This is a genomic window from Solirubrobacter phytolaccae (genome assembly GCF_027587195.1).
In the GTDB taxonomy this organism is placed as follows: Bacteria; Actinomycetota; Thermoleophilia; order Solirubrobacterales; family Solirubrobacteraceae; genus Solirubrobacter; species Solirubrobacter phytolaccae.
The window spans coordinates 1-21871 of record NZ_JAPDDP010000079.1; the positions used below are offsets into that span (position 1 = coordinate 1).

Sequence of the window (21871 nt, forward strand, 5' to 3'; positions counted from 1 at the left end):
TGGCCTCCGACTTCGGACGCGGACGCGGGCGCCGCGGCGGCTCCGGCCAGCGCGGCCGCGCCGGCGGCACCGGCCAAGCCGGCCTTGCGGTCTTCCTTCGCAGGCTCGCGCGGCGTCGGCGGGGTGACGGGCGGAGGCGGAGCGGCCTCGACCGGGCCCGGCGCGGGCGTCGGCGGCTCCTTCGTCGGCGGCCGCGACGGCGGCGGCGCGACGTAGGTCTCGAACTCGACGGGCGGCGCGACGTCCGCGGGTGGAGCGACGAAGCCCTCGGGCTGAGCGGCGGGCGCGTCCGGCGACGGCAGCAGCACGTCGCTCGGCGGCGCGGGCGCGGGAACGCCGAAGGTGACGAAGCCCGTGACGCCCGTCGGCTCTTCCTCCTCGACCGGCAGCGGCGCGGGAATGGCCTGCGAGGGCATCGGCGTCGGCGGGCCGACGACCGGCTCCGGGATCGAAGGCGTGGCCTCCGACGGCGGCGGCGTCCACATCGGCGGCGCGGCGGGCGAGCCGCCCGTGTCGCCCGCGGGGGCGCCCCACGCGAAGGACTTGAACTCCTGGGAGGCCTCGCCCCCGTTGACGCTCGTGCCCTGGAACGGCGCCGGCGTGAGCGGCTTGGAGCCGTTGGTGTCCTCGGTGCGCCGCTCGACCAGGCGCGCCTCGCGGCGCCAGCGCGGGCCGAGCAGGCTGATGAGGATCTCCTCGAAGTCGTCCCACGCGTCCTGCGCGTTCTGGGTACGGCCCTCGGGCTCCTTGACCAGCAGGCGCTCGATCCAGTCCGAGATGCGCTGATCGACCTCGGGACGGACCGACCGGACGGTCGGGATCTCCTCGTTGACGTGGCGCAGGAGGATCGCCATCGGGGCGTCCGAGTCGTGGAACGGGACGTTGCCCGTGAAGAGCTCGAAGGCCATGCAACCGACCGAGTACAGGTCAGTCCACGGACCGATGTCCTGGGCCATGGCCTGCTCGGGGGCCATGTAAGTTGGCGTGCCGACGGTCGTTCCGGTCGCGGTCAGGAACGCGCCCGTCTGCATCTTGGTCGTCGCCTTGGCGATGCCGAAGTCCGCGATCTTCACGCGTCCGTCGGCCGTGACCATGAGGTTCTCGGGCTTGAGGTCGCGGTGCACGATCTCGTGCGTCTCGGCGTGAGTGAGGCCGGCGAGCAGCCCTTCGAGGACCCCGCCGATCTGCGCCATGGTCATCCGCCCGACATGTGGACGCAGTGAGCCGCGCTCGATGTACTCCATCGCGATGTACGGCGTGCCGTCGTGCTCGAAGTAGTCGTGAACGGTCACGACGTTCGGATGCGACAGCGATCCCGCCACCCGCGACTCACGCAGAAAACGTTGTGCGAATGCGGGATCCGAGGCGTGGAACGCCCCCAGTTCCTTGAGGGCGACGAAGCGGTCGAGGTCCGTCTGCCGGGCCAGGTACACCATCGCCATGCCGCCGCGACCGACCTCTCGGAGGATCTCGTAGCGGCCGACCGTCTTCATGACCTCAGGCATTCGTCCTGCGTTCCCCTGTTTGACCGAATTGAGGCACCGGTCGTAGTATCGCCAGGGATTTGTTCGCAGGCAACCACCCACAAGGGTGAAACTCTTCGTCCTCGACACCCATACGATCTACCGGCGGGGGCTGGTGGCGTGTCTGGACCTTCTCGAAGACGTCGAGGCGGTCGCGGGCGCTGAGTCCGTGCGCGACGCGTGGGAGGACCCGGCGCTGCACAGCGCCGACATCGTCCTGCTCGACCCCAAGCTCCCCGGCGGCAGGGACTTCCTGACCGCCGTCCATGAGACCACGGGGGCGCGGGTGATCGTGTGCTCGTCCGACGGCGGCCAAGAGGCCGTGGTCGGTGCCCTGCAGGCCGGTGCGGTGGGCTATCTGCGCAAGGACGAGCTGACGCCGGAGACGCTCGCCACGGCGGTCAAGGCCGCCGCGAACGGCACCGGCGTGGTCACCCCTGACCTGCTCGAGCACCTGCTGGCCAACCACCAGGCGAACGCCGAGGCCGCCGCCGCGCGACCGGTCGCGGCCAAGCTCACGGACCGCGAGCAGCAGGTCCTGTCGCTGATCGCCGCCGGCCATCCGACGCGCGAGGTGGCGCAGGAGTTGTGTTACTCCGAACGCACCGTCAAGAACGTGCTGCACGACGTCGTGACCAAGCTCAACGCCCGCTCTCGCTCGCAAGCCGTCGCGTTCGCGGTGCGCGAGGGCCTGATCTGACGTCCGCGTGCTGACCTCGCTCGAGCCACTGCTCGAGGGGAAGCGGATGGTCATCTGCGCCGGGTCGGGCGGCGTCGGCAAGACGACCACCGCCGCGGCCGTCGCGCTCGGGCTCGCCGAGCGCGGCAAGAAGGTCGCCGTGGTGACCATCGACCCGGCGAAGCGGCTGGCGACGGCGCTCGGGCTCGACGCGCTCGGCAACGAGCCGCACCGGGTCGAGTGCGAGGCCGAGGGCGAGCTGTGGGCGATGATGCTGGACGCCAAGCGCACGTTCGACGAGCTGATCGAGCGCCTCGCGCCGGACGCGCGCACGCGCGACGAGGTCTTCGAGAACCGGATCTACCAGCAGCTCTCGAGCGCGGTGGCGGGCTCGCAGGAGTTCACGGCGATCGCGAAGCTCTACGAGCTGGACGAGTCCGGCCAGTTCGACGTGCTCGTGCTGGACACGCCGCCGTCGCGCAACGCGCTCGACTTCCTCGACGCGCCCGGGCGGCTCACGCGCTTCTTCCAGGGCCGCGCGATCCGGATGTTCCTCAAGCCGGCCGGCCTGCTCGGACGCGGCACGGGGCTCGTCTTCGGCGTCCTGCGCAAGGTGACGGGCGTGGACCTGCTGCAGGACCTGAGCGGGTTCTTCCGCTCGCTGGGCGGGATGATCGACGGCTTCACCGAGCGTGCGCGGCGCGTCGGCGCGCTGCTCGAGGACCCGGCGACGACGTTCCTGATCGTCACCGCGCCCCGCCACGACCCGGTGGAGGAGGCGATCTTCTTCCACCGCAAGCTGCGCGAGGCGGCGATGCCGTTCGGCGGGCTCGTCGTCAACCGCGTCCACCAGCCGCCGGACGAAGCGCTGCCCGAGCCCGTGGCCAGCGAGCTCGGCCCGGCCCTGGCCGAGCGGGTGAGCGCCGCGACGGCGCAACTCGGCGCGCTCGCCGCCCGCGACGCGACGAACGTGGCGCGCCTGCGCTCCCGGCTCGGGGACCCGCCCACGCTGATCGTCCCGGAGCTGGACGAGGACGTCCACGACCTGGACGGCCTTGCCGCGGTCCGCGCGCACCTCTTCGCCTGAGCCGCTCATCCGCTTCGTGCGGGTGCGCGAACGCGGGACGGGGTGGCCGTGGACGATCCCCGCGCTCACGGGGTTGGACGAGCTGCCGCTCGCGCCCGGCGTGACGTTCCTCGTCGGCGAGAACGGGAGCGGGAAGTCGACGCTGGTCGAGGGGATCGCGGTGGCGGCCGGGTTCGCACCGGAGGGTGGCTCGCTCGGGTTCGGCGCGAGCACGCGCGAGGAGGTCCCGCCGCTCGCCGACGCGCTCACCCTCGTGCGCGGCGCGCGCCGCCCGCGCGACGGCTTCTTCCTGCGCGCCGAGAGCTTCTTCAACGTCGCCACGACGATCGACGCGCTCGACGAGGAAGGCGGCGGGCCGCGGCGACTGCTCGACTCCTACGGTGGCGTCTCGCTCCACGAGCGCTCGCACGGCGAGAGCTTCATGGCGCTCGCCGTCCACCGCTTCCGCGACGGCGGCCTGTTCGTGCTCGACGAGCCCGAGGCCGCGCTCTCACCCCAGGGGCTGTTCTCGCTGCTGCGGCGGATCCACGAGCTGGTGGGGGCCGGCTCGCAGTTCGTGATCGCGACCCACTCGCCGATCCTGCTCGCCTATCCCGGCGCGCTGATCTACGAGCTGCGCGAGGACGGCCTCGCCGAGACGGCCTACGAGGACACGGACCACTTCCAGATGACGCGCGCCTTCCTGGAGGCGCCCGGGCGCTTCCTAGGCCGGCTGTTCGACTGAGCTCGTGCCGCGCAGCTCGTCCGCGACCGTGCGCAGCGCCGGGTCCAGGTGGCCGCACAGCACGTCGCGGAGCACCGCGCGCAGGCAGCCGCCGAGCTCGGCGATGAGGTCCTCGACCTGCGGGGTCGCCTTGACGAAGCCGACCATCGCGGCGCGCTCGAGCGAGATCGCCTCGCGGACGCGGGCCTCCAGGTGCGGCCGGTCCGGCTGTTCGGCGCAGATCGCGGCGAGCCGCTCGGCGACGCCGCCGTAGCCCGCCTGGTCCGGGTTGGCCAGCAGCGCGCGGGCGGCGAGCAGCCAGTCCGTCAGCGCCTCCAGCGCGTTCCCGCGCTCGCAGCCGAGCTCGAAGCGGCGCAGCGCCCACGCCAGCTCACCGGAGCGTGGCGTGCGCCGGGCGACGAGGCCGCAGAACGCGCGCAGCGGGTCCTCCTCCTCGGCGCTGAGCAGGCAGTCCTCGTTCGGGCGGCGGATGCCGGTGGCGAGCGGGATGGCCATCCACGGCGAGCCGTCGGTGCGCGCGTGCGCGGCCGGGCCGAGCGCCGGCTCGGCGTCGTCCCACAGGCGCAGCGCGGTCTGCAGCCGGCGCAGGCGGCGCCCGGCGTGCTCGAGCGCGCGGCCGTCCTTGGACTCGAGCGTGAGCACGGCGACCGTGGCGAGCGGGTCCTCCTCGCCCAGCCCCTGCGGCGCGTCGGTGAGCGTCGCGGCGCGCACGAGGCTGAGCCCGTCGCCCAGCGCGACCTCGCCGGACTCGATCACGAGCCCCTCGACGGGCGTGATCACCAGCGACAGCGCGCACCCGCTGTAGGTGACGTCCTCGAGCTCGGCGTACGCCGCGGCGAAGCGCGCGTCGTCGTAGACGAAGTCGGTCACGTCCTCCCACATCGCGCCCAGGAACGCCTGCAGCGCGCCATCGGGCATGTCGTGCGCGGGCGCGCGGCGGCCGCGCTTGGTCAGGTACGCGGGCAGGTCGGGGAGCGCGCCGAGCCCGCGCACGGCCTGCGCGTAGCTGGGCAGGCGGCTGAGCATCGTGCGGTGCTGCGCGATGAACCGCCCGGTCAGCGGGCGGTAGCAGTACAGCGGGGCGCTGCGGGTGGGCGTCGCGTCGAGCTCGAACGGGATCTCGGCGCCGCCCGAGACCTCCTCCGCGAGCTGCCAGGCCGCCTCCTGGACGAAGGCCGCAAGTGAGTCGTGCAGCGCCCGGTTATGCATAGCCGGGCGATTCGGCGTGCGCCCGGTCGCTCCTGCCGGCGCAGGATGTCTTGCAGCGTCCGCGCGGGCTGCTATGCCGCGACGGGTTCGGCGGGCTCCGGCGCTTCCGCGCAGGACCCTTCGGCGCCGAGCCAGGCGCTGCCGTAGACCCGCATCGAGTCGATGATCGGGACGAGCGCGAGGCCCTTCTCGGTCAACGCGTACTCGACGCGCGGCGGCACCTCGGGATACGTCTGCCGGTGCACGATGCCCTCTTCCTCGAGCGCGCGCAGGCGCAGGGAGAGCGTGCGCGGCGAGATCCCGCCGAGTGAGCGCTCCAGCTCGCAGAACCGCGACCGGCCCTCGGACAGATCACGCACGATCAGCAGCGTCCACTTCCCGCAGACGATCTCGGCGGTGCGGCAGACAGGACAGTTCGGATCAGGCATCCGACCCACAGTCTAGCCCAAGACTTCACCAACTGAAGTGGAGGTGGCCGCCGTCCCGGAGGACGGCGGCCAACTCACAGCCCTACGGCTGGGTGGTGCTCAGCGTGAAGGTGAGCGTCTTGCTGTAGACGCCGGCGCGGAGGCCGTCGTTGCGATCGATCGCCTGCTTGAAGCCGATCGTGGTGACGTCGTTGACGACCGGGCCGGCGTAAGCCTTCGGGAGGCCCGAGACCTGCAGCGGCTTGGTGAGCGTGAACGTGCCGTTGGCGAGGAAGCCCGGGTCGGACACGGTCAAAGCAGCGTCGCCGGCCGAGGAGGTGACGGTCGCGGTGGTGGTCGTGTCGTACTCGCGCGTCACGCCCGGGACAAACGTGCCGAAGGTCGGCGCCGTGCCCAGCGCGAGCGCGAGCGTGGCGGCCACGCCGCCGCCGACGATCGTGTCCTGGCCGACGTGGCCGACCTGCGTCTGGATGACCTTCGACGTCGTGATCGGGGCGAGCGACTCCGCGCCGGTGTACTCACGCAGCGAATCGACGGTCACGGTCACCGTCACCTCGCCCGACTTGAGCGCTGTGAACTTGCGCGTCCTCGGGTCGAGGATCGCGGCCTTGCCCGTCGCCTTCGCCGCCGCCACGTCGGTGCCGATGGCCAGGTTGTCCGACCCGCTCCAGCGGACCGACATCGGGTAGCGCAGCGGGACGACGCGCGAGCCGGACAGCACACCCGTCGGCTGCACGATCGTGCCCTCGAGCTGCGCGGTGTCGCCGATCCGGACCGCGCCCGGCGCCTGCAGCGTCGCCGACTGCGCGAAGGCGCGCACATCGCCGGTCAGCCACTGCTGCGACGCCTTCTCGGAGCGGTCGACCGTCCACTTCATCCAGCCCGTGAAGCCGCCGCGGTCCGGCGTGCCGGCCGGCGCCTTGCCACTCGACGGGAGCACGACGTACGGTACGCCCTCCTTGCGCGCGACGTTGGCGATCTGCGCGTGCGCGCCGACCATCGCCACGCCCTTGTCGGACGTCTCGCGGAAGTCGGTCAGCAGCTTCTCGATCAGCTCGACCTCGGTGCGTTCGGCGAGCTGCGAGGTGTGGAGCTCGCCCGGATCGTTGGTCGGGTGGTGCGCGAACACCAGCACGTTGTCGATCGAGCCGTCCGTCGCCGCGGACTTCAGCGCCGCGTCGAGCATCGGGAGCTGCGCCCAGCCCGAGCCGCGCAGGCTGCCGAGCGCCGAGTTGAGCAGCACGAAGCGCGTGCCCTTGTGGTCGAACGTGCGGTACGGAGTGCCGAACTCGACCTTCCAGGCCTCGATCGCCGCGGACTCACGGTCGCCCGGCACGTAGTAGCAAGGCGTCGTCTGCGGGTTGTCGTCCGGCGCGCCGCCCGCCGGGATCAGGTCGCAGCCGCCCTGCTGCAGGGTGGCGCGGTCGGCGATGTCGCCGTTGAGCACGATCAGGTCCGGGTCGGCCGCCCGGGCGTGCTGCACCGCGGCGATCCCGGCCTGGGGCGAGGCGGGCTCGAGGTCCGACAGCGTCGCGAACGACCAGTCACCGGTCGCCGAGCCGTCAGCCGAGAACAGCGGGTCCTCGACCAGCGCCGGCAGCGGCGGGCTGTCGACCTCGACGGAGGCGTCGAACTCGATCTTGTCGAAGATGACCGAGCCGTCCTTCTGCAGGTTCGTGGTCGTCTCGATCACCTGCACCGCGGTGAGGCGGATCGGGAACTTCGTCGTGGCCGGAATCGCCCACGTGTAGCTGTTCCAGCCCGGCTTGACGTTGTCGGCGAGCGGGCTCGTGGTCGTGCCGGCGCTGTCGACGTAGGAGATCGCGGCGTAGCGCAGCGCCTGCTCGGACCACAGGCGCACGCGGACGCGCAGCGGCTGGCCGGGCAGGTTGATCCGCGGCGCTGCGGCCTTGAGCGTGATGCCCTGGTTGCGCTTGGCCTTGTAGGTCAGCTTGAGCTTGCCGTCCTGCATGGACAGCGTCTGCGCGGACACGTCCGTGCCGAGCGGGGTCCAGCGCGAGAGCTCGTCCGCGTTGTCGAACGTGTGGACCGTCGTGGTCGCGATGCCCGTGGTGACCGCAACGCGCGCTTCGAGGCCCGCGGCCTTGGCGATGAGGGTCGTGCCGCCGCCCTTGAGCGGCGTGACCTTCAGGCCGTCGCCGACGGGCTCGACCTTGATCACCGTCGCGTCGTACTCGAGCTCGAAGTCGGCGGGCTCGATCGGCGCCGAGTAGCCCTGCGCGTCGCGACCGACGACCTTGAGCGTCTGCGCGGCGGAGGTGGCGTCGGCGAACGTCAGGCGCGTCGTCGACAGCTCCATCGAGTTGAGCTTGCCGAGCACCTGCACGTCGGCCTCGCCCGCGGCCATGCCGGAGCCGGCACGGACCTTCAGGATCGTGTTGGCGGCGTCCTCCGGCGCGGTCACGCGACCGTTCGTCGCGCCCAGCCAGCCGACGTCGCCGACGGCGACCGGCGTCTGATGATCGTCGATGGCCTTGACCTGCAGCGTGCGGTGCAGGCCCGGGAACACGCGTGGCTCCTCGGGCGTGAGCACGAGCGCCTCGGGCTTGCCGCTGCCGGGGGCGACGAACACGCCGACGCCGTTCGGGTCGTTGCGCTCGCGCCCGTCCGAGGGCGAGTTGCGGACCAGCGCGGTCTCGTCTCCGAGCGCGCGGGCGACCATCGTGGTCGAGCCGCCGCCGTCGAGGTTGAGCGCGGTCTCGGCGCCGAGCTCGACGAACGTGCGCGCGAGCTGGCGCAGGGAGACGCCGAGCACCGGCGCCTGGCGGCCGTCGGCGGTGACGAGCAGCAACGTGCGGCCGCCGTTCTTGAAGCCGATCGCCGTGCGCGGGTTGACGACCGCCTCGAGCTCGGAGTCCGGTCGCGCGACGCCGTTCTGGACCAGGATCTGGCGGCCGCCGATCGAGAACTGCAGGTTGCGCGAGAGCTCGTTCTTGAGACCGTAGGTGAGCGTCGCGTCGTCGCCGGGGGTGAGCGTGCGAATCGCGTCCGCGGCGGTGTCGTTGCCGACCAGCACGAAGCCGTTCGCCGGGATCGCCCCCGAGCCGATGCCGGTCGCGTTGACCGAGACGACCTTGTTGTCGACGACCAGCACCTCGGCCACGTCGGTGGCGTTGGGCAGCGCGCGGGCGCGGCTGTAGGTGCCCCAGGCCGACGTGAAGGCCTGCATCGTGTTCGCCGGGACGCCGGTGCGGTTCGGCGAGTTCAGCGTCAGGACCTTGTGCGTCGCGCCCTTGAAGGTCGCGCTCGCCTCGAGCGCCATGTCGACGAGCTGGGCGATGCCGTCCTTGCTCACGCCCACGTGCTTGTCGGGGTTGTTGCGCTCCGTGCCCTTGAGCAGCGTGCCGCCCATGATCTGGCCGCTGAGCGGGGCGTTGGAGAAGTCGATGTCGAAGTAGTCGCCGTTGACGCCGGCGACGGCACCGGCCTTGTTGACCATCCCGCTGACCGGCCCGCCGCCAGCGATCGATCCAGTCCACAGGGAGTCGGATTTCACGACCGGATTACCCAGGTCGATCTCCAGGATCTGGTGGTCGTACCAGCCGTCGGCTTCGACGGTCTTCAGGTGGCGGAGTGTGATCCCGGGCCCGAGGGGCTCCGTCTTGTCGATCAGCGCGAGGTTGTCGGCGCTCGCGAGCGACGGTGCCAACACCGTCAGCACCGCCGCGAGCGAGAGAGTTCTCTTGAGCACGGGCGCGATCTAAGTGGACCGCCGCGCCCGTGCCGTGATCAAACGGAAAACGTCAGACAATCAACCCTACGGCTGGGTGGTGCTCAGCGTGAACGTGAGCGTCGTGGTGTACGAGCCCGTGCGCAGCGGGTCGTTGGCGGCGATGTCCTGCTTGAAGCCGATCGTCGCCACGTCGTTGGTGACCGGGCCCGAGTAGGCCTTCGGGAGGCCCGAGACCTGCAGCGGCTTGGCCAGCTTGAACGCGCCGTTGGTCAGGAAGCCGGGCTCGGAGACCATGAGCGTCGCGTCGCCGGCCGTCGAGACGACGGTCGCGGTCGAGGTCTGCTCGTAGGTCTTCGTGACGCCCGGGGTGAACGCGCCGAAGCTGACGGGCGCGCCCAGGTTCAGGGCCAGCGTCGCCGGGACGGTGCCGCCGATCGGCGTGTCCGCGCCGACCTTCGTCACCTGGGTCTTGATCACGCGCGAGGTCGTGATCGGGGCCATCGACTCGGCGCCCGTGTACTCACGCATCGAGTCGACCGTCACCGTGACGGTCACCTCGCCCGACTTGAGCGCGGTCAGCTTGCGCGTGGCCGGGTCGAGGATCGCGGCCTTGCCGGCGGCCTTCGCGGCGGCCGCATCGGTGCCGATCGCGAGGTTCTCCGAGCCGCTCCAACGGACCGACATCGGGTAGCGCAGCGGCACGACGCGCGAGCCGGGCAGGACGCCCGACGGCTGCACGATCGAGCCCTCGAGCTGCGTGGAGTCGCCGACCTCGAGCGCCTCCGGAGCGGTCAGGGTCGCGGACTGCGCGAACGCGCGCACGTCGGCGGTGATCCACTGCTGCGACGCCTTCTCGGAGCGGTCGACCGTCCAGCGCATCCAGCCGGTGAAGCCGCCACGGTCGGGGGTGCCGTACGGCGCCTTGCCGGAGGACGGCAGGACGATGTACGGGATGCCCTCGAGGCGGTGCACGTCGGCGATCTGGGCGTGCGAGCCGACCATGGCTGCACCCTTGTCCGACTGCTCGCGGAAGTCCGTGAGGAGCTTCTCGACCAGCTGCACCTCGGTGCGGTCGGTCAGCTGCGAGGCGTCGGTCTCGGCCGGGTCGTCGACCGGGTGGTGCGCGAACACCATCACGTTGTCGATCGAGCTGTCGGTCGCGGCCGACTTGAGCGCCGCGTCGAGCATCGGCAGCTGCGCGAAGTCCGACGTGCGCAGGGTGCCTAGCGTCGAGTTCAGCAGGATGAAGCGCGTGCCCTTGTGGTCGAACGTGCGGTAAGGGGCGCCGAACTCGGCCTTCCAGTTGTCCAGGGTGCCCTGGCCGGAGGCCGTGTAGGACTCGTGGTTGCCCGGCACGTAGTAGCAGGGGATCGTGCTCGGGTTGCTGTCCTCGGCGCCGCCGGCCGGGATCAGGTCGCAGCCGCCGGTCTCGAGCGTCGTGCGCGCGAGCTTGAGGTCGGCCACGCCGCCCTGGTCGGTGATGTCGCCGTTGAGCACGACGAAGTCCGGGTTGGTGGCGCGGATGCGGTTCAGCGCCGCGATGCCGGTCTTGGCCAGCTCCGGCGAGGCCGCCGTGAACTGGATGTCGGAGAGGGTCGCGAAGGACCAGTCACCCTCGGCCTTGCCGTCGACGGAGAACAGCGGGTCGGGCTCGAGGTCCGGGATGGCGGGGCTCTCGACCTCGGCCGAGTTGTCGACCTCGAGCTTGTCGAAGATGACGTAGCCGTCCTTCTGGTTGGCCGCGCCGGTCTCGATCACCTGGAACGAGGAGAGCTTGAGCGGGAACTTGGCCGTCGACGGCGGCGTCCACTCGTACGTGTTCCAGCCCGGCTTGACGGCCGCGCCGAGGGGCCCGTAGGCCGTGCCGTTGGCGTCGAAGTAGCCGATGTACGCGTACTGCAGCGCCTGCTCGGAGTACATGCGCAGGCGGATCTTCAGCGGCTGGCCGGGCAGCGTGACGCGCGTGGCCGCGGTCTTCCAGGCGATGCCCATGTTGCGCTTGCCCTTGTAGGTCAGCTTCAGGCGTCCGTCCTGCATCGACAGCGACTCCGTCGCCGGGTCGGTGCCGTTCGGGTTCCACAGCGAGAGCTCGTTCTCGTGGTCGAACGTGTACGCCGTGGTGGTGATCACGCCGATCGTGATCGCGAGCTTGATCTCCTCGCCCGCGGCTTTGGCGACGAGCACGGTGCCGCCGGCCTTCAGCGGCGTGAGCTTGAGCACGTCGCCGTTCTGCTCGATCTTGAGCAGCGACTGGTCGTAGGAGAGGTCCAGGTCGGCGAGCTCGACCGGGGCGGCGAAGCCCTGGGCGTCGCGGCCCGTGACGCGGAGGTTCTTGGCGTCGGCGGGGGTCGCGTCAGCGAACGCGAGGCGCGTCGAGGACAACTCGAGCGACTTGAGCTTGCCGAGGACGCGGATGTCCTTCTCGGTCGAGACCGAGCCCGACGTGGCCTTGACCGTGAGCTTGCCCGCCGCGTCGTCCGGGGCGACGACGCGGCCGTTCGGCGCGCCCGTCCAGGCCACGTCACCGGGAGCGACCGGCGTGTCGTGGTCGTCGACGGCCTTGACCGTCAGCGTGCGGCCGAGGCCCGGGAACACGCGCGGCTCCTCGGGGGTGACGATGAGCTCGTCGACCGTGCCGCTGCCGGGCGTGACGAACACGCCGACGCCGTTCGGGTCGTGGCGCTCGAAGCCGTCGGAGGGCGAGTTGCGGACGGTGACGCCCGAGTCGCCGAGCGCGCGGGCGACCATCGTCGTCGAGCCGCCGCCGTCGAGGTTGAGCGCGGTCTCGGCGCCGAGCTTGACGAACGTGCGCGCCAGCTGGGTGAACGTGACGCCGAGCACGGGCGCCTGGCGACCGTCGGCCGTGACGAGGAGCATCGTCTTGCCGCCGTCCTTGAAGCCGATCGCCGTGCGCGGGTGGACGCTCGTATCTCGATCGAGCTCCGGCAGCGCCGCGCCGTCGCGCACGAGCGGCTGGTTGCCGCCCACGCCCCACTGCAGGTTCTTGGCGATGTCGTCCTTGAGGCCGTACGCGAGCGTGACGTCGTCGCCGGGGGCGAGCGCGCGGATCGCGGCTGCGGCAGCCTCGCGGCCGACGAGCACGAAGCCGTTGGTGGGGATCTCGCCCGCGCCCGCGCCGGTCGCGTTGACGGAGACCACCTTGTTGTCCTGCACCAGGACCTCGGCGACGTCGGTCACACCGAGCAGGCCGCGGTTGCGCGCGTAGGTGCCCCACGCGCTCGTGAAGGCGATCATCGAGTTCGCCGCGACGCCACCGGGGTTGGCGGCGTTGAGCGTGACGACCTTGTGGCTGGCGCCCTTGAGCGAGGCGCTCGCCTCGAGCGTCAGGTCCACGAGCCGGCCGATGCCGTCCTTGCCGACGCCCACGTGGTTCCAGCCCGTGCCGCCGTTGGGCGACTTGAGCAGGGTGCCGCCCAGGATCTGACCACCTTCCGCGGCGGTCGAGTTGCCGATGTCGAAGAAGTCGGCGTTGACGCCGGCGACGGCACCCGCCTTGTTCGCCGACTCGGTGAGCGGGCCGCCGGCCGCGACCGCGCCCTTCCACAGCGAGTCCGACTTGACCGCCGGGTTGGCGAGGTCGACCGACAGGATCTGGTGGTCGTACCAGCCGGCCGCGTCGACGGTCTTCAGATGACGGAGCGAGATCCCCGGTCCGACAGGCTCGGTCTTGTCGATGAGCGCGAGGTCGCCCTGCGCGCTGGCCACGGCCGGCGCGAGCACGGCGAACGCCGCCGCGAGTGTGAGAGTCCTTTTCAGCACGCGGGCGATCCAAACGGACGCCCGCGCGCATCTCGTGATCTGTCCGTGAAGCGTTGAGGTCCCTCAACGCTTCCGCGTTTAGGAGTTCAAGAGGCCGCCGAGGCCGCCGCCGCCCTGCTGCGTCTGCTGGGCCGCGCCGAAGACCTGGCCCTCGGACGGCTGCACGAGCACCCAGCCCTGGCCGGAGAAGGACATCTGGATCGTCTCGCCCGAGCCGCGGCCGATCAGGTTCTTCATCTTGAAGTCGGTGCGGATGCCGGTCTGCACGCCGCTGGACCACGTGATCGCGGCCTGCGCGTCGGCGAACGTCGGCGCCGCGGCGACGTTGAGCAGGACGGGCGGGCCGTCGGAGATGATCGCCACCCAGCCCGTGCCGTGCAGCGCCATGTTGTACATGCCGCCGCCCATCATCCCCGAGGCGCCTTCGACGCGCCGGATGTCCCAATCGATGCCGGAGTCGAACGCGAGCAGGTTCGGCCCGTTGACCGTGATCATGTCGTTCTCGAGGTAGATCAGGTGGATGTCCTGCGCCTGCTCGGCCAGGAACACCTCGCCGCGACCGGTGACCTTCATGAGCTGGACGCCCTCGCCGGTCACCGCCTTCTTCAGCATCCGCCCGAGTCCACCGGACCCGGCGTGCTCGAACGTCACGTCCCCCTGGTAGGCGACCATCGAGCCGAGCTTGGCCTGAATGGTCACCGCCTCGAGGCGCACTTTCAGCAGCTTCGAGTTCTGAAGCGCGAACGCGTCCTGTGACTGGGTCTCATTGAACTGCCCAAGCGTCGTCTGCATGGGGCGCAAGCCTAAGCGACTCACGACCCCGTGCGTGGCGGGTAACCGTACTTAGAACCGGACGCCAGGCGGAGGTGCGCTCGGCGGCGGCGGCCCGGCGGGCGACGGCGAGCCCACGTTGGCCTGGCCCATCGACGGCGCCGGCTGCGGCGCGCCCGGCTCCTGCTGCTGGGGCAGGTTCTGCTCGGGGATCGGGCCCTCGGCCGCGACCATCAGCTTGAAGTCGTGCGGCGAGGTGGCCGACTGCATGGCCTCCTCGTAGGAGATCCGCCCGGCGCGCAGGTGCTTGAGCAGGTGCTGGTCGAACGTCTGCATGCCGTAGTAGCCGCCCTCGGCGACGACCTCCGGCAGCTGGCCCGTGAGCTTCGGGTCCAGGATCATGTCGTGCACGCGGCCGGTCATGACCATGATCTCGCAGCACGCGACGCGGCCGTCGCCGTCGACGGTGCGCACGAGGCGCTGGGAGACGATGCCCTTCAACGTGCCGGCGATCATCGCGCGGGCCTGCTGCTGCTGATGGGGCGGGAAGAAGTCGATGATGCGGTTGACGGTCTCCGGCGCGTCGACCGTGTGCAGCGTGGAGAGCACGAGGTGGCCGGTCTCGGCCGCGCTCAGCGCGGTGTGGACCGTCTCCTCGTCGCGCATCTCGCCGACCAGGATCACGTCCGGGTCCTGGCGCAGCACGCGCCGCAGCGCGCGCTTGAAGGACGCGGTGTCCTGCCCGACCTCGCGCTGGTTGATGATGCAGCCGCGGTCGCGGTGCAGGAACTCGATCGGGTCCTCGATCGTGACGATGTGCTTCTTCATCGTCCGGTTCATGTGGTCGATCATCGCCGCGAGCGTCGTCGACTTGCCCGAGCCGGTCGTGCCGGTGAGCAGGATGATCCCGCGCTCCTCGTTGGCGAGGTTCGTGACCGCCTCCGGCAGGCCGAGCTCGTCGACGGACTTGATGATCACCGGGATCGCGCGCATCACGATCGACACCGAGCCGCGCTGGAGGAAGGCGTTCACGCGGAAGCGCCCGAGGCCCTCCACGGAGTACGAGAAGTCGACCTCGTTCTCGGCCTCGAACTCCGCGACCTTCTCCGGGTCGAGCAGCATCTGGGCGAGGGCCTGGCGGGTGTCCTCGGGATACAGCCGCTCCGTGCCGGCGATCGGCTCCAGGTGGCCGTGCAGGCGGATCAGCGGGTAGGACGGGACCTTCAGGTGGAGGTCAGAGCCCTCGGCCGCAATCAGATACCGCAGCGCGTGGTCGAGATCGAAAGCCATACAAGCCAATGCATCGGCGGGCGCTCTCGACGTCTTGAGCGCCCCTGGGGTCCTTACCCCAGGGGCAGAGCTCAGGAACCTAGGCGACGTCGCGGAGCTTCTGGGCTTCCGCGAGCGACTGGAGCTTCTTCAGCGACTGGTTCTCGATCTGGCGGATGCGCTCGCGCGTGACGTTGAACGTCCGCCCGACCTCGTCCAGCGTGCGCGGGTGCTCGCCGCCGAGGCCGTACCGCAGCTCGAGCACGCGCCGCTCGCGGTACGAGAGGTTCTCCAGCGCCTCGCGAAGGGCTTCCTTCGTAAGGATCTCCGCCGCGCGCTCGTACGGGGACTCCGCACGCTCGTCGGCGATGAACTGGCCGAACTCCGACTCCTCCTCGTCGCCGACCGGCTTCTCGAGCGAGACCGGCGCCTGGGCGGAGCGTTTGATCGAGTCCACCTCTTCGGGGTCGATGCCGGTGACTTCGGCGATCTCCTCCGGGGTGGGTTCACGGCCGAGCTCGGTGACGAGCTTGCGCTCGGCGCGGCCGATCTTGTTGAGCTTCTCCACCACGTGGACCGGGATCCGGATGGTCCGCGCCTTGTCGGCGAGCGCGCGAGCGATCGCCTGGCGGATCCACCACGTGGCGTAGGTCGAGAACTTGAAGCCCTTGCGGTAGTCGAACTTCTCCGCCGCGCGAACGAGACCGAGCGTCCCCTCCTGGATGAGATCCAGGAACGGCAGGCCTTGGTTTCGGTAGTTCTTCGCGATGGAGACGACGAGCCGCAGGTTGGACTCGACCATCTTCTGCTTGGCGTCGAGATCGCCACGCTCGATGCGGCGGGCGAGATCGACTTCCTCTTGGGCGGTGAGCAGGCGGACCTTGCCGATGTCCTTCAGGAACAGCTGAAGGGAGTCGGTGGTCATGTCCGGCTTGAGGTCGATCGCCGTCTTCGCCTTGCGCCGGCCGCGCTTGTCAGGAGCGCGATCTTCCTGCCCGGCGGCGAGCGCCGGATCGATCTCTTCGACGAGCTCGATCTCTGACTTCTCGAGGAAAGCGTGCAGCTCCTCGACGTCCGACTCGTCCAGGTCGACTTCGGCGACCGCGGTCGAGATCTCGGCGAACGTCAGGACGCCTACCTGCTGGCCCTTGAGGATCAGTCCCTTGACTTCTTCGAGTTCCTGCAGATCCACAACTGACATGGAAGTCCCGTTCTAGCGAGGCTCCCCTGCGAGAGCCGGCCTTTCTGGATATGTGTGCCCCACGACGGCTACGGGGGTAGAACACCTTCCCGGCGCTGCCGATGCGGCTGAGTCTAGGCACTGCATTTGCCGACTTCCACCCGCAGATCTCGCCGGTCTTAATTCCGGCATACGCAGCGCTGCGCCTAGGCGGGGGTGTGGGACTGCACCGAATGATAGTCGCCGCTGACGCCGCGTCCACACGTACACTCGATGCGTCGATGGCGGAGAAGGCCCCGAAAGCGAAGGCGAAGGCCTCAGCGAGCGAGAAGGGCGTGCTCGCTGCGCTGCCGTCCGCGCGTCCGCCGCGGCTCGGCGCACCGCGTCACGCCGCCCCGAAGCACGCCGCGGCTCGCACCCGGCCGCGGGCCGTGCGCTCCGGCGCTCCCGAGCTGAAGGCGCACCGCGCCGTCGATCCGCCGCCCAAGCCGATCGGCGCACCAAAGGGAACGGAGCTCGTCACGACGGCCATCCGGGCGACCGGAGAGTTGGCGCAGATCGGCTTCGTCGTCGGCGGCCAGGTCGTCAAACGCACCATCAGCCGACTGCCGCGGCCCTAGCGGGCAGCGTCCAGGAAGCCGAGCATCCGGTTCGTCACCGCGGTGAGACCGGGTGTCGGGACCTCGACCGCGAGCGGACGGTCCGCAAGCAGACCGATCACGTGCTCGGACCACTCCGGCGCCTGGCGCGCGGCGAGGGTCGCCCCGACCTGCGCGGCGCGCCGCACGACGGTCGGGTCCATCGTCCAGACCGCCTCGAAGATCTTCTGCCCCTCGTCCTCGGTGGGCGTCTCCCAGCCGACGAGCGCCGCGGCGAAGCCTGGCGCGTCGACCACCACCGCCCACTCGTGGCCGAGCGCGTCGGCGGTGCCGACCGGGATCTCCGCCGGCTCGTCCTCCTCCCCGACGCGCAGCGCGTCGAAAGTCGCGAACACGCCGACCGCGTCGGCGACCCGCGCCATCCGCCGGTAGCGGTGCTCGACGGCGCGGTAGTTGCGCTCGTCCTGGAAGGCGCCGATCACGACGGGACCGGCGGCGCGGGCCATCGCCTCCTCCTCGATCGCCCGTGACAGCGCGACGAGCGTCGGCTTGCTGAGCCGCTGCGGGCGCACGGGCGCGTCGGCGGCGACGAGCGCGGCGAAGATCGACGCGCGGTCGGTCGTCGTGCCCTCCTGCGCGCGTGCGCGCTCGAGCGCGGCGGGAACCGACAGCCCGCGGTCGCGGAAGGCGACGACGCGCCGGATCGTCGCGACGTCCTCCTCGCTGTACATGCGGTAGCCGGAAGCGGTGCGGGCCGGCTCGGGGAACCCGTACCGCTGCTCCCACATGCGGATGGTCCCGGCGGCCACGCCGGTCTGCTCCGCCACGTCTTTGATCGCGAGCTTCTTCACGTGCGCATTCCGGTCAACCTACGGGCGTGCGCCCGATCGGGATTTTCACCGCGCGTCGTGGGTAGCGCCGGTTCGATGATCCTCGTCACTGGTGCCACTGGCTACGTCGGTTCACAGCTGGTCGATGAACTGCTGAAACGCGGCGAAAAGGTACGCACACTCAGCCGCCGCGGCGCTGGTAAGGGTGACGCGTACAAGGGCGACGTGCTGTCGGGCAAGGGCCTGCCCGAGGCGCTCGAGGGCGTCGACACCGCCTACTACCTCGTGCACTCGATGGGCTCGGGCGGCGATTTCGCCGCCAAGGACCGCCAGGCGGCGGCCAACTTCGCGGAGGCCGCGGCCGGTGCCGGCGTGCGCCGCGTCGTGTATCTCGGCGGGCTCGGCGCGGAGGACTCCGAGCACCTGCGCTCGCGCCACGAGGTCGCGAACATGCTGCGCGCGCGGCTGCACTCGAAGCTCGTCTACGTGCGCGCGGCGATGATCGTCGGGCCGGGCAGCGCCTCCTACGACATCCTCGAGCACCTGATCAAGCGGCTGCCGGTGATGATCGTGCCCAAGTGGCTGGACACCAAGACGCAGCCGATCGCGCTCTCGGACGTGATCAAGACGCTCGCGGACCTGGCCACGATCGAGGACGCACCCGACGAGGTGCAGCTCGGCGGCGCCGACGTCCTCTCCTATCGTGAGATGATGGCCCGCGCCGCTCCGCTGATGGGGCGCAGATCCCCCACCGTCATCCGCGTCCCAGTGCTCACGCCCCGCCTGTCGTCCTACTGGGTCGCCCTCGTCACCCCGGTCCAGTTCGGGCTGATCAAGCCGCTCGTGGACGGGCTCGGCGCCGAGATGCTCGTCGAGCAGCCGCCTCCGCCCGGCCTCAACGACGCGCCGCTGGGGTTCGACGACGCGGTGCGTGAAGCCATCAACCGATGAAGCTCCTCAACCGCCAAGACGAGCGCCGCATCGCCAACGCGGTGATCGCCGACCCGGAGGAGCACACGGTCATGGACGCCAACGGCGCCGTGCGCTCGATCCAGGCCGCGAACGTCGAGATGCCCGAGGAGGAGCTGCTCGCGCTGTGGAAGCCCGCGAACCTCGAGCGCCTCGCCCGCACGTACTGGAAGTACCTCTCGCGCGTGACGCTCGGGATCATCCGCGTCACGTACACCGAGGAGGAGCGCCTGGTGGTCGTGATCGGCCGCCCGTTCGTGCTGCTGCGCTTCAAGAAGCCCGAGTACGAGATGTCCGACGGGCGCGGGATCGTGCAGTGGCAGATCCAGGACGGGCTCCTGGTCTCCCAGCGCAACGAGGGCTACCTCGAGATCGACGTGCGCCGGATCGAGGCCGAGCAGCCGGGCAACGCGGCCATCCACGTCGAGGTCGAGATCGCGAACTTCTACCCGTCGATCGCCACCTGGGTCGCGCGCTGGGTGTACGTGAACACGCAGTCGCGCATCCACGTGCTCGTCACGCACGGGTTCCTGCGCTCGCTCGCGCGGCTGGAGCTCGAGGAGTCCGTGGTCGGCGCGTTCGCGGAGGACGAGCGCGGCCCCGACGGCGCGGTCAACGTCGGCGACACGCCCTGGCAGGGCGTCGCCGTGCTCACCGTGCTCGGAGGAGGACTCGCGTCATACCTGCGGTTTCGATCAAAGCGGCGCGCGAAGAGGGGCTGGCGCCGATGGAGTTGATGAAGCCGTGGAAGAGCCCGCGGAACCGGTGGGCGAGCACGGGCACGCCGGCCGCCTTGAGCGCCTCCGCGTAGGCCTCGCCCTCGTCGCGCAGCGGGTCGAAGCCCGCGGTGATCACCAGCGCCGGCGCATGATCGCTCAGGCGCGGTGACAGGATCGGCGAGCGCAGCGGGTCCGTGGGGTCCGAGCCCTCCGGCATGAAGTGGCCCGTGTACCACTGCATGAGCTCGTCGGTGAGGAAGAAGCCCTTGCTGAAGAGGCGGCGCGACTCGCGTTCCTGCGTCGCGTCGACCACCGGGTAGATCAGCAGCGCGAGCTCGGGGTCGTACTCGATCGCGAGCGTCGCGGCGAGGTTGCCGCCCGCGCTGTCGCCGCCGACCGCGAGCCGCGCGTGGCGCTCCGCCGCCCACTCGTAGGCGCGGCGGGCGTCGTCGACGTACGCCGGAAAGGGATGCTCGGGCGCCTTGCGGTACTCGACGCTCAGCACGTCGACGCCCGCGTGGCGGCACAGGACGCGGCACGGCGCGTCGTGGGTGTCGAGGTCGCCGACGACGAAGCCGCCGCCGTGCAGGTACAGCAGCGTCGCCTTCTCGCCCGGCTCGGCGCTCGTGTACCGGCGGGCCGGGAGGCCGGCGACGGTGAGGTCCTCGACCGCCGCGACCGGCACCTTGCGCGGGCCGGCCGCCGTCGCCGCCTCCTCGCGCGTGAGCCGGCGGCCCTTCTCGGGCGTGAGGTGCTCGTCCCAGGACGGTTCGCCGAGCAGCGGGCGCAGCGCCAGCATCAGCTGGACGTCGGGCTCCAGCCGCTGGCCGTCGATCACGATCGGCGGCTGGCGGGAGAGCTTGCGCTGCACGCGGGCGGGAAGCCTGCCCAGCCGCTGCGCGATCGCCGCTTCGACCCGATCTCTCATCTAGCCGTAGCGGTACCCCGTCAGCGAGCGCAGCTTGTCGCGGTCGTGGCGGGAGGCGATCCGGCGGACCGTGCCGGACCGCGACCGCATGACGAGCGACTCCGTGGTCGCGCCGCGCGAGCCCTCGTAGTGGACGCCTCGCAGCACGTCGCCGTCCGTCACGCCGGTGGCGGAGAAGAAGCAGTCGTCGCTGCGGACCAGGTCGTCGTGGGTCATCACCTTCGTCACGTCGTACCCGGCTTCGGCGGCCTTCTTGCGCTCGTCGTCGTTCTGCGGCGAGAGGCGGCCGATCATGCCGCCGCCGTAGCACTTGAGCGCGGCCGCGGTGATGACGCCCTCCGGCGTGCCGCCGATGCCCCACAGCAGGTCCACGGGCCGCGTCGGATCGGCCGCCAGCAGCGCGCCGGCGACGTCGCCGTCGGTGATCAGCCGCACGCGGGCGCCCGCCTCGCGGATCTGCTTGATGCCCTCCTCGTGGCGCGGGCGATCGAGCACGACGACCATCACGTCCCGCACCTCGACGCCCCGCCGCTCCGCCACGAGCTCGACCGTCTTGCCGAGCGGGCGGTCAAGGTCGAGCAGGTCCAGCAGCTCGTCGCGGCCGGCCATCTTCTCCATGTAGAAGACCGGGCCGGGGTCGAACATCGTGCCGCGCTCGGACAGGGCGATCACGCTGACCGCGTTCGGGCGGCCCTGGGCGGTGAGGCGCGTGCCGTCGAGCGGGTCGACGGCGATGTCGACGTGCGGCGGCGTGCCGTCCCCGACGACCTCGCCGTTGGCGAGCATCGGTGCCTCGTCCTTCTCGCCCTCGCCGATCACGACGACGCCGTCCATGTGGATGGTGTGGAGCACGGCGTGCATGCCGTCCACGGCGGCCTGGTCGGCGGCTTCCTTGTCGCCCATGCCGACAAAGCGGGCGGCCTGCAGCGCGGCGGCTTCGGTCACGCGCACGAGCTCCAGCGCGAGGTTGCGGTCGGGCGGCACGTCGCTGCGGGTGTTCATAGGACTCCTGGGGGCTTTCTGGGACGTTCGGTGCCGCTGGCCCGCAGGGCGCCGCCGGTGATCGTGAGCGCGCAGCCCACCAGGGCCACGAACCATCCGTACTGCAACGAGATGGCGCTCGCGGGCTCCCCGGGGCGATCGACGAAGCCGACGTAGAGGACCAGCACGAAGGCGATCATGCCCACAACCGCGGTCAGCTCACCGCGCGGCCACGACAGCTGGTGATCGCGCAGGATCACCCACGCGAGGATGAACGGCGCGATCGCCGCCACGAGCAGCAGCCAGTGCAGGATCGGGAACGCGGTCCAGCCGGACACGCTGCCCTTGGACCCGTCGATCAGCGCGTTGCGGTTGTCGGGGTCGGTCTCGTACCACGGGAGCACGAGGGCCAGCGCGAGCAGCGCGCCGCCGAGCACGGCGAGCACCTCCCCGCGGCCGAGGCGGCTGACGTTCATCCGCGGCTGAGCCTATAGGGTGCTG

Annotated in this window: 18 protein-coding genes; 6 read left to right on the forward strand and 12 right to left on the reverse strand. The window is 70.9% G+C overall.

Annotation, left to right across the window (positions count from 1 at the left end; genetic code table 11):
- Positions 1-1505 (reverse strand): serine/threonine protein kinase (locus tag OJ997_RS29770; RefSeq protein ID WP_270028995.1); only part of this gene is annotated, 1505 nt, incomplete at its 3' end.
- Between the two features lie 85 nt (positions 1506-1590).
- Here OJ997_RS29770 and OJ997_RS37920 point away from each other — a divergent pair.
- The 3 genes from OJ997_RS37920 to OJ997_RS29785 are packed head-to-tail and all read left to right on the forward strand — an operon-like array spanning position 1591 to position 4013.
- A complete protein-coding gene (locus OJ997_RS37920) occupies positions 1591-2223 on the forward strand; it encodes a LuxR C-terminal-related transcriptional regulator (RefSeq protein ID WP_270028996.1) in 633 nt (210 codons plus the stop codon).
- A 7-nt stretch (positions 2224-2230) separates the two neighbouring features.
- On the forward strand, positions 2231-3289 hold the full coding sequence (locus OJ997_RS29780) for an ArsA family ATPase (protein WP_270028997.1): 1059 nt from the start codon (positions 2231-2233) through the stop codon (positions 3287-3289).
- 22 nt (positions 3290-3311) lie between these two features.
- A complete protein-coding gene (locus OJ997_RS29785) occupies positions 3312-4013 on the forward strand; it encodes an AAA family ATPase (RefSeq protein ID WP_270028998.1) in 702 nt (233 codons plus the stop codon).
- Here OJ997_RS29785 and OJ997_RS29790 read toward each other — a convergent pair.
- From OJ997_RS29790 to OJ997_RS29820, 7 genes are all read right to left on the reverse strand, one after another.
- A complete protein-coding gene (locus OJ997_RS29790) occupies positions 3993-5222 on the reverse strand; it encodes a hypothetical protein (RefSeq protein WP_270028999.1) in 1230 nt (409 codons plus the stop codon). The two genes, OJ997_RS29785 and OJ997_RS29790, sit on opposite strands and share 21 nt — an antisense overlap.
- 71 nt (positions 5223-5293) lie before the next feature.
- Entirely contained in the window at positions 5294-5650 is a 357-nt protein-coding gene (locus OJ997_RS29795; RefSeq protein WP_270029000.1) for a winged helix-turn-helix transcriptional regulator, read from the reverse strand.
- Positions 5651-5732: 82 nt separating this feature from the next.
- Positions 5733-9362 (reverse strand): phosphodiester glycosidase family protein, encoded by a 3630-nt coding sequence (locus OJ997_RS29800; protein ID WP_270029001.1) that lies wholly within the window; start codon positions 9360-9362, stop codon positions 5733-5735.
- A 66-nt stretch (positions 9363-9428) separates the two neighbouring features.
- The gene (locus tag OJ997_RS29805; protein WP_270029002.1) at positions 9429-13124 is read right to left on the reverse strand and encodes a phosphodiester glycosidase family protein; all 3696 of its coding nucleotides are present in this window, start codon (positions 13122-13124) and stop codon (positions 9429-9431) included.
- A 78-nt stretch (positions 13125-13202) separates the two neighbouring features.
- On the reverse strand, positions 13203-13916 hold the full coding sequence (locus tag OJ997_RS29810) for an AIM24 family protein (protein ID WP_270029003.1): 714 nt from the start codon (positions 13914-13916) through the stop codon (positions 13203-13205).
- 51 nt (positions 13917-13967) lie between these two features.
- A complete protein-coding gene (locus tag OJ997_RS29815) occupies positions 13968-15185 on the reverse strand; it encodes a type IV pilus twitching motility protein PilT (protein WP_270029004.1) in 1218 nt (405 codons plus the stop codon).
- Positions 15186-15264: 79 nt separating this feature from the next.
- Positions 15265-16365 carry a sigma-70 family RNA polymerase sigma factor gene (locus OJ997_RS29820; RefSeq protein ID WP_270029005.1) on the reverse strand — a complete coding sequence of 367 codons (1101 nt, stop codon included), beginning with the start codon at positions 16363-16365 and terminating at the stop codon, positions 15265-15267.
- A 260-nt stretch (positions 16366-16625) separates the two neighbouring features.
- On the opposite strand from OJ997_RS29820, the gene OJ997_RS29825 reads away from it, so the two are divergent.
- Positions 16626-16964, forward strand: a complete 339-nt coding sequence (locus tag OJ997_RS29825) for a hypothetical protein (protein ID WP_270029006.1) — start codon at positions 16626-16628, stop codon at positions 16962-16964.
- Here OJ997_RS29825 and OJ997_RS29830 read toward each other — a convergent pair.
- Entirely contained in the window at positions 16961-17794 is an 834-nt protein-coding gene (locus OJ997_RS29830; RefSeq protein ID WP_270029007.1) for a DICT sensory domain-containing protein, read from the reverse strand. The two genes, OJ997_RS29825 and OJ997_RS29830, sit on opposite strands and share 4 nt — an antisense overlap.
- Before the next feature lie 75 nt (positions 17795-17869).
- Here OJ997_RS29830 and OJ997_RS29835 point away from each other — a divergent pair, with 75 nt between their 5' ends.
- Positions 17870-18724 carry an NAD(P)H-binding protein gene (locus tag OJ997_RS29835; protein ID WP_270029008.1) on the forward strand — a complete coding sequence of 285 codons (855 nt, stop codon included), beginning with the start codon at positions 17870-17872 and terminating at the stop codon, positions 18722-18724.
- Positions 18721-19479, forward strand: a complete 759-nt coding sequence (locus OJ997_RS29840) for a hypothetical protein (RefSeq protein WP_270029009.1) — start codon at positions 18721-18723, stop codon at positions 19477-19479. Before OJ997_RS29835 ends, OJ997_RS29840 begins: the two co-directional genes overlap by 4 nt.
- On the opposite strand, the gene OJ997_RS29845 is transcribed toward OJ997_RS29840, so the two are convergent.
- The 3 genes from OJ997_RS29845 to OJ997_RS29855 are packed head-to-tail and all read right to left on the reverse strand — an operon-like array spanning position 19394 to position 21846.
- Positions 19394-20389, reverse strand: a complete 996-nt coding sequence (locus tag OJ997_RS29845) for an alpha/beta hydrolase (RefSeq protein ID WP_270029010.1) — start codon at positions 20387-20389, stop codon at positions 19394-19396. The genes OJ997_RS29840 and OJ997_RS29845 overlap by 86 nt on opposite strands.
- Positions 20390-21391: a class II fructose-bisphosphatase gene (glpX, locus tag OJ997_RS29850; protein WP_270029011.1), complete on the reverse strand. Its 1002-nt coding sequence runs from the start codon at positions 21389-21391 to the stop codon at positions 20390-20392.
- On the reverse strand, positions 21388-21846 hold the full coding sequence (locus OJ997_RS29855) for a hypothetical protein (RefSeq protein WP_270029012.1): 459 nt from the start codon (positions 21844-21846) through the stop codon (positions 21388-21390). Before OJ997_RS29855 ends, glpX begins: the two co-directional genes overlap by 4 nt.
- Positions 21847-21871 lie beyond the last annotated feature (25 nt).